This window comes from Brassicibacter mesophilus, assembly GCF_050433385.1.
Classification (GTDB): domain Bacteria; phylum Bacillota; class Clostridia; order Tissierellales; family Proteiniboraceae; genus Brassicibacter; species Brassicibacter mesophilus.
In genome coordinates this window covers 28,716-44,269 of sequence record NZ_JBNPXI010000031.1, presented here as the reverse complement: position 1 = coordinate 44,269, position 15,554 = coordinate 28,716, and the positions used below count along the sequence as shown (strand labels likewise).

Below are 15,554 nucleotides of genomic sequence, written 5' to 3'. Positions count from 1 at the left end.
GATGAAGGAAGAATACCTTCTTCAGTTACTTAGGTATAGAAAAGGTTAAATATGTATTAGCCTTAATGGCTATATCATTATTATACAAGGAGGTGAAGAGATGAATCGAGCTTTTGTTGGCATAGTTTTGGAACGACTACCACTAATAATTTCAGCAAATATAGGTTACAAGGGAGTAGTGTGTCCAAAATTAAATATTATGTCAACTTAAAGTAAGTAAATCACTTTACCAAATTATATAGTAATTTTGAAATGTATCGTGTCTAGGTAGGGATTTGCTTGCCTAGGCTTTTTTGTATCTATATATTAGTATTTGTGAAGCCTAGGCGAGAATTTACTTGTCTAGACTTTATTTTTTGAATGGAGGGAAATGATTATGATTGAAATCGCATTAAAGGATGTAAACAAATATTATGGTGCAAACAAGGTTTTTGACAATATTACCTTTGAGGTTCATACTGAAGAAAAGGTTGGACTAATTGGAAGAAACGGAACAGGAAAGACTACAGTTTTAAAAATAATAGCAGGAATAGAAAAGCATGATGAAGGAAATATGTCTATTAAAAAGGATGCTACTATCGGATATTTAGATCAGATACCTGAATACCCTGAAAGTTGTAAAGTTATAGATGTTCTCAATATGGCTTTCAAAGAGCAATTTGAAATAAGAGAAAAAATGAGCGAACTTGAAAAAGAGATGTCATCTTGTAATACTGAAGACTTAGAGCTAGCAATGAAAAGATATGGAGAGCTGCAGTATTTGTTTGAACATATGGGTGGATATGAAATAGATGAGAAACTTTCAAAAATCTGTACTGGTTTAAAGATCAGCGAAGAGTTTAAAGAAAGATATTTTAGCACGCTAAGTGGTGGAGAAAAAACTACTATTATGCTAGGAAGGATGCTGTTGCAGAACCCAGATATTTTACTGCTAGATGAACCATCTAACCACTTAGATATGGATTCTATAGAATGGCTGGAGGAATTTTTGAAAGATTATAAAGGTGCAGTATTGATTATTTCACATGATAGATATTTTCTTGATAGAGTAGTAAACAAAATAATTGAAATTGAAGATGGAGAAACATCTCTTTATCTAGGTAATTATTCATACTATTTGCAAGAAAAGGATAGAAGAATCCTTGAGCAGTTTGAGGCTTATAAAGACCAGCAAAAAAAGATTAAAGCCATGGAGGAAGCTATAAAAAGATTTAGAGATTGGGGTACTCGATCAGATGATCCTAGAATGTTCAAAAAGGCTGCAAATATGCAAAAAAGAATAGAAAGAATGGATAAAGTAGCAAGGCCAAGCACCGATAGGCCAAAGATTCAGATAAACTTTTCAGGGAATGAAAGGTCTGGAAAGGATGTAATAAAAGTCGTAGGGCTCAGAAAGCTATTTGACGATAAAGCTATTCTAGATGGCTTAGATTTTCATGTTAGATTTGCTGAAAAAGTATGTATAGTCGGGAAAAATGGTAGTGGAAAATCAACTCTACTAAAAATCCTACTAAACGAGTATGCTCCGGATTCAGGATGTGTTGAGATTGGTTCAAGAGTAAAAGTTGGATATCTAGAACAACAAGTATTATTTGAAGATGAAAACTTAAGTATTCTTGATACACTGAAAAGCAGTTTTACTATGACAGAAGGGAATGCTAGGAGAATACTTGCTAAATTTCTTTTTTTCGGAGAAGATGTTTTTAAAAAGGTTAAAAATCTTTCTGGTGGAGAAAAAAGCAGGCTTAAACTGTGCTTGTTAATGCAGAAAGATATAAACCTGTTAGTACTTGATGAACCTACTAATCATTTAGATATTGAATCAAGAGAGATGCTTGAAGAAGCATTAGAACAGTTTAATGGAAGTATTGTATTCGTATCACATGATAGGTACTTTATAAATAAGATTGCTCAAAGATTAGTAGAAATCAACAATAAAAAATTAAAAGAATATCTTGGTGGATATGACTATTATAGAGAGAAAAAGCTAGAAGAAAAAATTAAAATGGAAGCTATGTCTAAGAAGGCTGAAACTAAAATACATGAAATAAAGCCAAGACAAGAGACACAAAAAAGTAATAAGACAACTAATAAGTGGAAAGAAAAGAGTATACTAGAGCTTGAAGATCAGATTGAGGATATTGAAACTCAGATAAAGCAAAAAAATCAGGAAATGGAGGTTATGGCCAGTGACTATGAAAAGCTTAAGGAATTATTTTCTGAGAAAGAGGAATTACAAAACAAACTAGATGAACTGATGGAAAAATGGATTGAAATGAGCTCTTAAAAATTGTGTTTAAAAATTTTGGTAAAAAATTAGAGGAAATTTTAACAATTAGTAGAATACATATCATATAAAACTTCGGGGTGTGGGTGATGGTATGAATATTAAAGATATAGAGCAGTTTATAAAACAAATAAAATCCATTATTTCATGTAAAGTAGTTGTAGACGAAAACGAAAATATTGAAGAAATACACATACTTTCAGATGTTGGAAGAAGTCCAAAGCAGTTGTCTAGAGACATACAGTCAGGTCTTATTTCTATGTTTGATATAGATATAGACCATAAAAAGATTAGTATAGCTCAAATAAACGACAAAGCAATTAATGAAAAGGATTTTAGATTAAAAGTAAAAAGTATAGAATACTCTACTTCAGGGACAAAAGCTAATGTAAAAGTATTACTAGAAAAAGAAGAAGAGATTTTTGAAGGTGAGTGTTCAGGAGCAAATTCAACATACAACTCTCAGCGTATGCTAGCTAATGCAACTCTGAGGGCAGTTGAGAATTTTTTAGGGATAGAAGATAATTTTATACTTGAAGACATCAAGATAGTTCAACTAGCAAGCAGAGAAGTTGTTGTTACAGCTATCACGTTTATTGCTGAATATGGTGAGCAGATTTTTGCTGGTTGTTCCTTTGTAAATAGAGATAAAAAAGATGCTGTAGTGAAGTCTACCCTAGACGCAATTAATAGAAGAGTAGTAAAATATCACAGTGATAATTAGACCGGCTAAACTATTTGTAATAAGAACAAATTTTCAATCTAGCGAAGCGAATATAGCCTGCTGTCTATAGCGAAACAGCAGAGAATACTAAAAGGGGGCTATATTCAATGAAAAAGGCATTAGTAGTATTAATGAGCATTCTAGCTTTAATATTAGCAAGTGGTGCAAATTTCTCATGGTACTAAAATAAGTACAGCCGGTCTATTTATGTTAAGGGGGAAAAAGGATGCAGCAATTTCCTAAAAAACTAAAGATATACGTTATATTACTTGTTATTATGTCTGCGATTCTTGGACTTTTATTATTTAGCAAATATCATATTATGGATATAAAAGTGTTAGTTCTTTTTTCAGTATTGTCTATCGTAGTAGAGTCACTACTCATTCCATTGCCAAATGGCGGTGCTGTTTCAGTTGGGTTTGCAATTAGTTTATCTTCTATTGTTATTGGTGGTCCTCTAACTGCATATATTGTTAATGGTATAGGTGTATTATTTAGATTTGTTAGAGACCCTAAAAGAGGCACAGAACATGTATTTAATAGACCGATTTATAAAACCCTTTTTAACACATCACAATATACTTTAGCAGCAGGTCTATCTGGAATTATGTATATGGTTGCAGGAGGAACTATAGGAAGAGATAATTTGATATTAGACCCTCTTTCTGTTATTGTTTTAATACTTACATATCTTATAATAAATACATTGTTATTAAGTGAATTGATGTCATTGTTGACTAATCAATGCTTTGTTAAAGTATGGACTAACAATATTAAAGGAATGATACCCAGTGTAGTTTCTGTTGCTTTATTAGGAATAATCATTGCTCTTGCATATAAGTCATACGGAGTTTTTGGTGTACTCCTATTTTTCGGGCCACTATTACTAGCAAGATATTCATTTAAACTATATATAGATATGAGAAAGGTGTATATGGAGACAATTACCGCACTTACTAAGGCGGTGGAAGCTAAGGACCCTTATACAAGTGGACATGCTTCTAGAGTTGGAGAGTATGCTATTAGACTAGCACAGGAATTAAAGCTTCCTGATAATAGGATAGAAAAGATAAGAACTGCAGCAATACTACATGATATAGGGAAAATTGGCATAAATGATTCAATACTTAATAAACCTGGCAGGTTGACTGAAGAAGAATATGATAAAATTAAAGAGCATCCTTTAATAGGTGCTCAAATAGTTGATGATATAGATTTTCTTAAAGACGTAACAAAAATAATAAAATATCATCATGAAAGATATGATGGTAAGGGGTATCCAGAAGGGATAGATGGTGAGAATATCCCACTCGAGGCAGCTATTCTTTCTATAGCAGATGTTTTTGATGCTATGACATCTGATAGACCATATAGAAAAGCACTTTCTACTGAAGAGGCTTTATTTGAGATAGAAAGTAATTCTGGAACTCAGTTTCATCCTAAACTGGCAAATACTTTTGTTGATCTGGTTAGGAAAGACATAAAAAAGGAGATATTAGCTCATGTTAATTGAAACTACAGTTACATCGTTAGCAGTAGGGAAGGTTAGAGGAGGAAAAATAAGAAATATAGGGCAGATTGATTTAAAAGCATGGTATTTATTTATCATAGGTTTTATTTTAGAATTTGCATCCGTATACTTATCTTCAAAAAACATACCATATATGTCAGACTTCATAGGAAAATATTTTATTTTTATACATAGTGCTTCGTATATTCTTATATTAACTGCACTTATACTTAATTTTAGATATAAATCTATGATATTGATATTCATAGGAACGATACTAAATTTTATTGTTATAATTATAAATGGCGGGAAAATGCCAGTATCAGCAGAAGGCTTGAAAGCAGCTGGGTTACATGAATATCTAAAGCTACTTGTAGATGGAAAGGTTATTACACATACCATTATAGATGGTGCAACTAAACTACCTATTTTAGGAGATATCATAAAGATTCCTAAACCTTATCCATTACCTAAGATGTTAAGTATAGGAGACATATTTTTAGCTGTAGGTATATTTTTGTTCTTACAAAAAGCTATGATTAATAAGAATATGTTTAAGCGAGACAGCAAGTTTATTTCATTTGAATATAAAAGTAAAATATAGGCTAGAGTACTTCTAGTCTATTTGTTTTTTTGATATTATCATTATTAATTATTATTAATTTTTATAAATGCTTTTAAGGTATTGAAATATATCAGAAATATGCTATTATATATATTATTATTTGGACAACTTTTGAAAAGGCACTAAGTCAAATACGAGTTTTTAAACAGAAATTAGCTTATATTGGGAAATGAGCTAATTTTTAACAATAAATTGATAATGGCTTTGGGGTTTGATAGGAAAATGTTTTCATGACATGGTAACAGAGGAGGGAAAAAAGTGAAAAAGGTAGATATTATACTTAAGCATGAAACGGATTTGCATGCTAGATCAGCAAGTTTGTTTGTGAAAGAAGCATCAAAATATATTTCAGATATAAGAGTTGTAAAAGAAGGAAACGAATATGAAGCTAAAAGTATCTTGGGAATAATAGGCTTAGGTGCTGAAAAAGGTGATAAAATTACTATTATTGCAAGAGGTGAAGATGAAGAAGAAGCTATTGCAGCTTTAATTAGCGTTCTAGAAAATGATCCAGAAATGCAATAATGATATAGAAACAATGGTTCAATAAAATTCATCCTTCCAACTAATATGCTATCGATTTGTAAGCATATTAATACTAAAAATAGAACATAATAAAAATAGAATTCAAATGGAAGGATGAATAATATGGAAGATACTAGAACTATGCAAAACCTTATTAATGAATTATCAAACATTGAACGAAACAATCAAAACAATCTTGAACATATTACAAGTATTGACTTATTACTTGTCTCAAATAACAATGGAACTGTTAAAGATGCAGAGATTTCAAAGAAAATCTCAAATCTTAAGGAAAAGATTTGGGAAGTTTCTGAAGTCTCAAATCAGTTAACCTCTTTATTAAATCAACATAAGTAAATTGCTCTAAAAGAGCAAAAGGGGACGGTTCTTGCTTGCCTTTTAGGCAAGCAAGAACCGTCCCCTTTTGCCACTTTTACCATAATGATAGGAGGGAAAATGATATGTTCATGAGATTGTTTATAATTGCAATTACACCTGCCATTTCAATAGCCTATGCTGTTTATCTAAGCGATAGATATGATAGGGAGCCTATTTCGCTATTATTTAAAACATTTGCTCTGGGTGCTTTATCAGTTATACCAACTATTGTAGTTGAGAGAATTCTAAATGGGATAAATATCTTCCCAGGGATACTTGGTATTGCTTTTACTTCATTTATTATAGCTGGATTTACAGAAGAATTTTTTAAAAGAGAGGTAGTAAAGAGGCTTATATACCATAATAGACACTTTAATGAAAAGCTTGATGGAGTAGTGTATTGCATATTTTCTGCATTAGGATTTGCAACTGTTGAAAATATAATCTATGTTGTATTCAGATTTAGCTTCAATTCATATGTAGGACTTTATAGAGGGATTTTATCTGTACCTGCGCATAGTATTTTTGCAGTTACTATGGGATATTACCTGTCTCTAGCAAAGTTTGCAAAAAATGACGCAGATGAAGCTCTATACTTAAAGAAATCTTTATATATGCCTCTCATATTACATGGTATATTTGATTTTATGCTTATGGCAAGAATACCTGCATTTGGAGTTGTTTTTATCCCTTATGTAATATATCTTTGGATAACAAATCAAAGAAAACTAAACAAGTACATCCATGAGTCAAAGATGAAATTTGATATTATTGATGAGGATAAGTATGATGATGAGTTATGATCTATGGACTATATCTCATCAAATGATTTCAAAATCTATTTTTATATCAGCTAAAAATCTTGAGAATGTTATGGAAAAAGAAATTAATAAGATCAGCTATGTTATGGCTGATTTTTATTATTGCAATGATTACCTCATTAGACTGAAAACATTTGGAATTTTCCAATAATATATACTAATATATAATAACTATTGAAGAGTGAGTTTTTAATAATTAACTTAATTCCCATAGCTTTATATTATAGAGGAGAATGGTTTATGACCTTATTAACAAAAAGACAAAGAAATATAGTTTTATACCTTACTAAGGAGATAAGATTTTGTACAGTAAATGAAATTGCCTCAAAGTTTAAAGTAAGTAATAGAACCATTAGGTATGACTTAGATTATATTGAGGACTGGCTAAAAGAGCAGAATATACTTCTTGTTAGGAAGCCAAACAAGGGAATTAAAATTTCGGGTATTGAATCAAAAAAGAATGACATAATAAAGCTTTTATCCTGTTTTGAGAGAAAAATTCTATCAATAGAGGAGAGAAGATTCTTTATTATGATTTATCTTCTATTGGCAGAAGACAATACTACTCTCCAACAACTTGCTGATAAGATTTATGTTAGCAAAAATACTGTGATGAGTGACATAGACTGTATAGAAAATATTTTGAGAATTAATGGCATTACACTAGAGAGAAGACCACACTATGGTTTGAGTATTAATAGTGACGAAGAAAACTTGAGAAAGTATTTAGTAAAGCTTTTAATGAATGGGTTAGGAAAACACTTTTTAGCAAGTCATGTAATTATTGATATTTTTAATCAGATGAAATTTGATGATTTTTTAGATGCAATAGATTCTCATGAGAAGGAGTTAAGTATTTTTTATACAGAAGAAGCAAAAAAGGAGCTTATGTTTCATATATTAGTCTCTATTAAGAGAATACTGATTGGCAAGGATATTATTTATTCTGAGGAAGTGATTGAAAAATCCATTAATAATAAAAATTTTAATTCTATAAGGTCATTATTAAAAAAGATAGAGGGAAAATACGATGTGTCTTTTAGAGATGAAGAGATAATTTATTTAGTTAAGATATTTCTTGGAGCAAAAATAAGAAATACCCAAGGATATGGGAAAAGAGACTATGAATCTGATTTTGAAATAATGAGTATTACAGAAGATATAATAAATGAAGCAGAAGGGTTTTTAGGGATAAAATTAAAGGAAGATATTGAATTTAGAAGCGCATTAAATCTTCATCTACAAATAGCCTTTTATAGATTAAAGAACAACCTAGGGATAGTAAATCCTCTAACTGAAAAGGTTAAGTACAGGCACCCTTTTATATTTGAAATATCTAAAAAAATTGTTGGTAAATATGAGAATCTGATAAAAGGTGAATTTCCCGACGAGGAGGTTGCATATATTGCAATGCATATAGGGGCAGCCTTTGAGAGAAATAAGCAAAATGGATTTATGCCAAAGGTACTGGTGGTATGTGGAAGTGGTTTGGCTACATCAAATCTTTTGAAAACTAGACTCAATATTATGTTACCAGAGATTAGTTTAGTAGGACCTGTTGGTATTGATGAGATTAATGAGGTTCTTAAACAGGATAGAATAGACTTTATTGTTTCAACAATAGAACTAGACATTAAAAATCCAAAGGTAGTTATAGTGAATCCTTTATTAGAAAACAGTGATATAAATAGGCTGAAAACCTTAATATTTAAGAATACAATGAGGAAACAGCTAAACTATTTATCTAACCAGAATATATATGAGGAACAGAAGGAGTCTATTATTCTTGGGAATCTAATCCCAGAATTTGCAGTAACACTAGACTATGATTGCAATGATTGGAGAGACGCAATGGAGATAGCAAGCAAGCCAATTGTGAAAAAGGGTTATATTACACAGGAATATGTTAAGGCCATGATAAAGTCAGTTGAGGAATTAGGTGCATATATGGTTATTATTCCAGAAATAGCTTTAACTCATGCATCACCGAAAAAAGGAGTTATAAAGGATTGTATTAGCTTATTAACTTTAAAAAATCACATAAAATTTGGAGATGAAAGTAAAGAACTAGTAAAAATGATTATCGTATTTGGTACAAATCGATCTGGCAATCATTTCGAAATATTGAGTAATTTAGTGAAAATTTTAGAAAATAACGAGAATATAAATAAAATCGCTAATGCAAAAAAATATTCGGACATAAAATATCTAACAAATTATTAATATAAAGGAGCACAAATAGAATGAAGGAATTAATCGAAAAGGAAAATATAGCGTTAAATGTTATCTGCAGCAGATGGGAAGATGCGATTATAAAGGCTGGTGAGCTATTAGTTAATACTAGCTATATAACAAATGAATATGTAGATGAAATGGTTGAAACTGTAAAAGAGCTAGGCCCATATATTGTAATAGCTCCTCATATTGCTATAGCTCATGCAAGACCAAGTGCTAGTGTAATAAAAGAAGGTATTAGCATGATGACTTTAAAAGAACCAGTTAGATTTGGGAATGAAGATAATGATCCTGTACAAATAATTTTTTGCTTTGGAGCAAAATCTCAAGATAATCATCTAGAGGAGCTGAAGGAACTGGCTAGCATTATTGAGAACAGTGAAGTAGTAGAAAAGATAAAAACATCCAATAGCAAGGATGAGATATACAATTTAATTAACAAACAATAATGACAGAAAGGAGGAATAAAATGAGTAAGATAAAGGTATTAACAGTATGTGGCTTTGGCGTTGGTTCATCTATGATACTGAAGATGAAGATAGATGAAGTATTGAAGTCTAATGCAATCAATGCAGAGGTTTTTACAGCTGATGTAGGTTCAGCAACTTCAACGCCTTGTGATGTAATATTTACATCAAAGGAACTAGAGAAAGGGATAAGTGAAAAGGTAAAAGTACCAGTAATAGCAATCAAGAATTTTATTGATAAGAAGGAAATTGAAGAAAAGGGACTACAAATTCTTAAAGAAATAATGAACAAGTAAATAAATAGAAAGGGGGAAGAACATGGATATTGTGATGTTTTTTATTAATCAGATTTTTAGAGAAGCGTCTTTGTTTTTAGGACTTATTGCTTTAATAGGTCTTATACTACAGCGGAAATCAGTATCTGAAATAATTAAAGGAACTGTTAAAACAATTATAGGTGTTGTTATACTGACACAAGGAACTAATATTCTGATTAGTGCAATGATTCCATTAAGCGACGGATTTAATTCTCTATATGGTATTGCTGGAGAAGCAGCTTTAAAACCAATGGGACCTGATAAATTCATTTCAAGCTTTGGTTCTCAGATTGGAATTGCAATGCTTTTAGCATTTCTAATTAACATTTTAGTAGCGAAATTTACAAAGATAAAAAATGTATTTTTGACAGGACATCATTTATTCTGGTTCGCATTTATATTCGTAGCAGTAGGTGTTGAAAGTGGACTTAGTGGGATACCATTGATTTTATTTAGTACAATATTATTATCAATATACATTATATTTGCTCCTGCAATCATAAGACCATATGTGAAAAATGTTATAGGGGATGACTCCTTTACTTTAGGGCATCCAACAGTTATCCTATCACTTGTTTCAGGTTTTGTTGGTAAAATATTTGGAGACAAGAGTCACTCAACAGAGGATTTAAAGATTTCTGAAAAATGGGATTTTCTAAGGGAAATCACAATTACATCTTCTATTGTAATGTTAATCGTATATGTTGTAATAGGTCTCTTAATTGGAGAAGGTGCAGCAGAAGTATTTAAGACAGATAGAAACTTAGTAGTGTACGCATTGATGCAGGGCATCCTTTTCGGAGCAGGATTAACAGTACTTCTTTCAGGGGTTAGAATGATGCTTGCTGAAATCATTCCTGCTTTCAAAGGCATTTCTGACAAATTAATACCAGATGCAATACCTGCGTTAGATTGTCCAATTATATTTCCATATGCTCCAAATGCAGTAATTATTGGATTTATTGTCTCAATGATAACTTCTGTTATTACGATCCTACTAATAGGAAGAACAGGGATATTTCCATATGCAATCGTGCCGCTAACTATAACATGTTTCTTTGAAATAGGTACTGCTGCCATCATAGGAAATGGTACTGGTGGAACAAGGGGTGCAATAATTGGCTCTGGGGTAGCCGGTGTACTTATGATATTTCTTGTAGGTTTTTCAATTCCATTCTTAAGCAATACTGTATCAGATTGGATTATAATATTTGGAGGAAACGACTTCTCGCTATGGTCTATAATTGGAGGAGTAATAGGAAAAATGTTTGGATTAGGAGTGTAACAAATGAGTAAATATGGAGTAGAGTATTTTAAGCATATACAAAACATGCTGGAGGATATATTAGATACACAATATGACAAAATTGAACAAGCAGCAAAAAGTATAGCAGATGCCATTGAAAATGGACACACAGTTTTTGCTTTTGGTTGCTCCCATGGGGGAATAATTGCAGAGGAATTATTTTATAGAACAGGTGGTCTGGCGTTAATCAATCCAATATTTAACCCAACCCTCATGTTAAATACAAGACCCGTTACCATGACTTCAAGGATGGAAAGATTAGAAAACTTTGGTGTGGAGATTGTTGATCAAAGCCCTATTAAGGAAGGAGATATAATAATAATTCACTCTGTATCGGGAAGAAATCCTGTTGTAATTGATGTAGCATTAAGAGCTAAGGAGAAAGGTGCATATGTCATTGGTATAACAAACATGACATATTCTAAAAACGTTACATCAAGACATAAAAGCAGAAAAAGACTTTATGAGGTTTCACATCTAGTTTTAGATAATTGTGGGGATTTTGAAGATGCAAGTATAAAGCTTGATGGATTTGAGCAAAAAATTGCACCAACATCTACTATAACAGGAGCAGCTATTGTAAATGCTATAATCGTAGAAGTATCTTCAACTCTGTTACTAAAGGGAATAAAGCCTCCAATATTCCATAGTGCCAATGTAGATGGAGGAGACGATTTTAATAAAGAGATTTTTCAAAAATACAGAGATAGGATATTTTATTTATAAAATCAACTAAGTAGAGATTAAAAAAAGTAGACATAAAAGTGTCTGCTTTTTTTAGTAATATTTTTAATGTAAGAAAATTGTAACTAGAAAAAGCTTTGGCAATAATGTAAAATGAGTGTATAATAAACTAATTAAATTTACGCCAAGGAGAAATATTATGAAGAAAAAAAAATCAATTCTAATATTTATGTTAGTAATATTTTTTCTAGCTCTCATATCAGTCGGATATATTGCAGAAAAATATAACAATGGAATTGCAGAAGAAGAGAAAATAAAAGATTCTCAAGGAGAAATAGCAGACAGTAGTACTGTTATTGAACAAGAGCCTGTGGTAGAAAAAATCACCTCAACAGTAGTAGCTACTGGTGATATTATGTTTCACTCTACACAAGTAAAGGGAGCATATAATCCTGAAACAAAGGATTATGACTTTGAGTCTACATTTAGTCGTATAAAGAAATATATAGAAAGTGCTGATTTGGCACTTGCTAATTTTGAAACAGTTACAGCTGGTCCAGAGCATGGCTATAGAGGATACCCTACTTTCAACACTCCTAAATCTGCAATCCAAGCTATTAAAAATGCTGGTTTTGATATACTTTCAACGGCAAATAACCATAGCTTAGATAAAGGAAAAGAGGGAATTATAGAGACTATCGACAATATTAATGAATATGGCTTAGAAAGCTTTGGAACATACAAAGAGCCTAGTGAAGACATAATGATTCAAGATGTAAATGGTATAAAAATGGCTTTATTATCATATACCTACGGATGTAATGGACTTGAAACTCTTTTAACTCCTGAAGAACTGAACTATATGGTAAATATAATTAACGAAGATAAGATAAAAAATGACATACAGAAAGCAGACGAATTAGGAGTAGATGTAACAACTGTATTTATACATTGGGGAAATGAGTATCAGAGAGAGCCATCTCAGCAGCAAATTGATTTAGCAAATAAAATGATTGAATGGGGTGCAGATATTATATTAGGTAGTCATCCTCATGTTGTTCAAAGGTCTGAAATAGTAAACTATAATGGTGAAGATAAATTTATAGTATATTCAATGGGTAATTTTATATCGAATCAGAGACGTGAAACATTGACTAATAAGAATAGAAAATATACTGAAGACGGAATAGTTGTTAAGCTCACTTTAGAAAAAGATGTACTAGAAAACAAAACCATAGTAAAAGACATCGATTATATACCTACATGGGTTTATAGATATAGTGAAGGTGGGAAATTTAAATACTCTATAATGCCTACTACAGAATATTTAGAAAAAAATGACGATGGACTTAGTCAAGAAGTTCTTTCTAATGTGCAAGAATCATATAGCAATACTATTAATTTAATGAACCAGAGATAATCATATTCTCTGGTTCAATTTTATATAATAAAGAGTCAACGTATATTTGAAACTCTAGTTCGCAAATAGTATTTCAATTAAGTGGTATTTATTATATAATCAAGTTAGAGATTGTTTTAAATATTAAAGGAATAATTATAAATTGTTTAGAATTAAATAAAATTAACGGTAAAAATATATTTTTTACAGGGGTGTGTAGATTGCAATATTTTCAAGATTTATTTCTAAATATTAGATTAAGAGATATCATAGATATCGCCATAGTAGCTTTTGTTTTTTACAAGCTTTTTATGTTAATAAGAGAAACAAGAGCTGAACAGCTAGTAAAAGGTATAGTGGTTTTATTAGTAGCAACAAAAATTAGTGAAATCCTACAGTTATACACAGTTTTTTGGATACTTGAAAAAACAATGACTGTTGGAGTAATAGCTTTACTAATAGTATTTCAGCCTGAGCTTAGAAGAGCATTAGAGCATATTGGAAGAACTAGATTCTTTACAAAGTCGCTTATTGAAATAAAAGATGAAGATATTGACATTATTACGGATGAAATTGTAGAAGCCACAGCCTCGCTTTCAAGACAGAAAATAGGTGCTTTGATTGTATTAGAAAAAGATACTGGTTTAAATGAAGTTGTAGAGACTGGCACTAAGATAAACGGAAAAGTTTCAAGCGGACTATTAATTAATATTTTTATACCTAATACACCCTTACATGATGGAGCAGTAGTCATTAAAGATGATACCGTAAAGGCTGCAGGATGCTTTCTGCCGCTAACTGATAATATGTATCTAAGTAAAGAACTGGGGACAAGACATAGAGCTGCATTAGGCGTAACAGAAAGATCTGACTCTCTAGCAATAATTGTTTCTGAAGAAACAGGAGTTATCTCAATTGCAGATAGTGGTAAACTTACTAGATATATAGATATAAAGACATTAAAGGAAATTCTAATAGATCTGTACAAGCCGAATTCTCAAAAACAGAGCTTATTCTCTAAATGGAGGAATAAAAATGAGCAAAGGGAAGTATAGAAACCTTACAATAAAAATAGTGGCTATTTTCATTGCCACAGTATTATGGTCTTATGTGATGAGTGAAGTTAATCCTCTTACTACTAAAGAGTTTACTGATGTAAAGGTCAATTTGTTAAATGAGGATTCACTGCAACAGGAAGGACTCGTTATTATGGAGCCAAAGGAAGTAAAGATATCAGTAAAGGTTAAAGGAAGGCGTAGTGATATTAATACACTGAGTAGTAGTGATATAATCGCACAAGCTGACCTTTGGGGATATTCAGAAGGTTCAAATAAGGTTCCTGTGGAAGTTAAGGTACCTGAAAAAATAGATATAGAAAGCACTACTCCTAAGCAAATATTATTTAAGTTTGACAGTATAGTTACAAGAGAGAAACCTGTTATACTAAAGCCAATAGGTGCAGTTGAAGACGGGTATAGTGTAGGACAAGGTCAAGTAAACCCAAATACTATCTTAATAAAAGGCCCTAGAAGTTGGATAAATTCTGTATCACAGGTTATTGCTAGTGTAGACGTGACAAAGCTTACAAGTGATATAAAAACAGATGTGCCTTTAAAAGTAGTAGATGATAAAGGAAAAGAAGTAAGAGGCATAGAAAAAGAACCAAACACAGTACAAGTGACTTTACCTATGCTTCCAACAAAAAATGTGGTTATAGAGCCTAAGACTAAAGGTTCACCACTAAATGGATATAAGATTACAAGAATTCAGACTAACCCAAGTAATATTTTAATTAAAGGGTACGAACAAAATATCAAAGACATTTCTTCTATTGAAACTGAACCTATTGATATAGACTTCATAACTAGTGACAAAGAAGTTGAAGTTGTACTTGTATTGCCAGAAGGAGTAGCGTTGGTAGACAGCAGTACTAAGCCAACGGCTACAATAAAGGTTGAAAAAATAGTAGAGAAAGAGCTTGAATACGACTTAGAAAAAATTACGTTTACTAATTTAAATCAACAGCTTACACTGGACAAATCTAACTCTACAGAAAAATTTAAGGTAACTGTAAGAGGCACAGAAAGCAGTATTGAAAGATTGAAACAGGAAGATATAACACTATATGCTGATTTTCTTGATTTAGAAGAAGGTACACATATTGTTGATATTCAGATAGCTAAGCCAGACAATATTGATTTGGTAGATGTAGAGCCAAGCAGCATACATCTAACTCTTAAGAAAGAGTTTTAGAATACCCTATTTGCTAGAGGAGG

At 31.4% G+C, this 15,554-nt stretch carries 16 protein-coding genes; all 16 read left to right on the top strand.

Features of this window, described 5'->3' with window-relative positions; translation table 11 throughout:
- Positions 1-376 precede the first annotated feature (376 nt).
- The 16 genes from abc-f (at position 377) to HNR33_RS20655 (ending at position 15,531) form a co-directional block, all read left to right on the top strand.
- On the top strand, positions 377-2,287 hold the full coding sequence (gene abc-f / locus HNR33_RS20730) for a ribosomal protection-like ABC-F family protein (RefSeq protein ID WP_429087407.1): 1,911 nt from the start codon (positions 377-379) through the stop codon (positions 2,285-2,287).
- Positions 2,288-2,381: 94 nt separating this feature from the next.
- Entirely contained in the window at positions 2,382-3,011 is a 630-nt protein-coding gene (locus HNR33_RS20725; RefSeq protein WP_429087405.1) for a hypothetical protein, read from the top strand.
- A 226-nt stretch (positions 3,012-3,237) separates the two neighbouring features.
- Positions 3,238-4,524: an HD-GYP domain-containing protein gene (locus HNR33_RS20720; RefSeq protein ID WP_429087403.1), complete on the top strand. Its 1,287-nt coding sequence runs from the start codon at positions 3,238-3,240 to the stop codon at positions 4,522-4,524.
- The gene (locus HNR33_RS20715) at positions 4,514-5,125 is read left to right on the top strand and encodes a DUF5317 domain-containing protein (RefSeq protein ID WP_429087401.1); all 612 of its coding nucleotides are present in this window, start codon (positions 4,514-4,516) and stop codon (positions 5,123-5,125) included. Before HNR33_RS20720 ends, HNR33_RS20715 begins: the two co-directional genes overlap by 11 nt.
- A 279-nt stretch (positions 5,126-5,404) precedes the next feature.
- A complete protein-coding gene (locus HNR33_RS20710; protein WP_429087400.1) occupies positions 5,405-5,671 on the top strand; it encodes an HPr family phosphocarrier protein in 267 nt (88 codons plus the stop codon).
- Positions 5,672-5,794: 123 nt separating this feature from the next.
- Positions 5,795-6,028 carry a hypothetical protein gene (locus HNR33_RS20705; RefSeq protein ID WP_429087399.1) on the top strand — a complete coding sequence of 78 codons (234 nt, stop codon included), beginning with the start codon at positions 5,795-5,797 and terminating at the stop codon, positions 6,026-6,028.
- A 104-nt stretch (positions 6,029-6,132) separates the two neighbouring features.
- Positions 6,133-6,852, top strand: coding sequence for a PrsW family intramembrane metalloprotease (locus HNR33_RS20700; RefSeq protein WP_429087397.1), 720 nt, complete (start codon positions 6,133-6,135; stop codon positions 6,850-6,852).
- A complete protein-coding gene (locus HNR33_RS20695) occupies positions 6,839-7,021 on the top strand; it encodes a hypothetical protein (protein WP_429087395.1) in 183 nt (60 codons plus the stop codon). Before HNR33_RS20700 ends, HNR33_RS20695 begins: the two co-directional genes overlap by 14 nt.
- An 89-nt stretch (positions 7,022-7,110) precedes the next feature.
- Complete coding sequence (locus HNR33_RS20690) at positions 7,111-9,093, top strand: BglG family transcription antiterminator (protein ID WP_429087394.1); 1,983 nt, start codon at positions 7,111-7,113, stop codon at positions 9,091-9,093.
- 20 nt (positions 9,094-9,113) lie between these two features.
- A complete protein-coding gene (locus HNR33_RS20685; RefSeq protein WP_429087392.1) occupies positions 9,114-9,554 on the top strand; it encodes a PTS sugar transporter subunit IIA in 441 nt (146 codons plus the stop codon).
- A 20-nt stretch (positions 9,555-9,574) separates the two neighbouring features.
- A complete protein-coding gene (locus HNR33_RS20680; RefSeq protein ID WP_429087390.1) occupies positions 9,575-9,868 on the top strand; it encodes a PTS sugar transporter subunit IIB in 294 nt (97 codons plus the stop codon).
- Between the two features lie 22 nt (positions 9,869-9,890).
- Entirely contained in the window at positions 9,891-11,174 is a 1,284-nt protein-coding gene (gene ulaA / locus HNR33_RS20675) for a PTS ascorbate transporter subunit IIC (RefSeq protein ID WP_429087388.1), read from the top strand.
- A gap of 3 nt (positions 11,175-11,177) precedes the next feature.
- Complete coding sequence (locus tag HNR33_RS20670; RefSeq protein ID WP_429087387.1) at positions 11,178-11,921, top strand: sugar isomerase domain-containing protein; 744 nt, start codon at positions 11,178-11,180, stop codon at positions 11,919-11,921.
- A gap of 157 nt (positions 11,922-12,078) precedes the next feature.
- Entirely contained in the window at positions 12,079-13,299 is a 1,221-nt protein-coding gene (locus HNR33_RS20665; protein ID WP_429087385.1) for a CapA family protein, read from the top strand.
- A 200-nt stretch (positions 13,300-13,499) separates the two neighbouring features.
- Complete coding sequence (cdaA, locus tag HNR33_RS20660; protein WP_429087383.1) at positions 13,500-14,333, top strand: diadenylate cyclase CdaA; 834 nt, start codon at positions 13,500-13,502, stop codon at positions 14,331-14,333.
- On the top strand, positions 14,314-15,531 hold the full coding sequence (locus tag HNR33_RS20655) for a CdaR family protein (protein ID WP_429087382.1): 1,218 nt from the start codon (positions 14,314-14,316) through the stop codon (positions 15,529-15,531). Before cdaA ends, HNR33_RS20655 begins: the two co-directional genes overlap by 20 nt.
- The last annotated feature ends 23 nt before the right edge of the window (positions 15,532-15,554 follow it).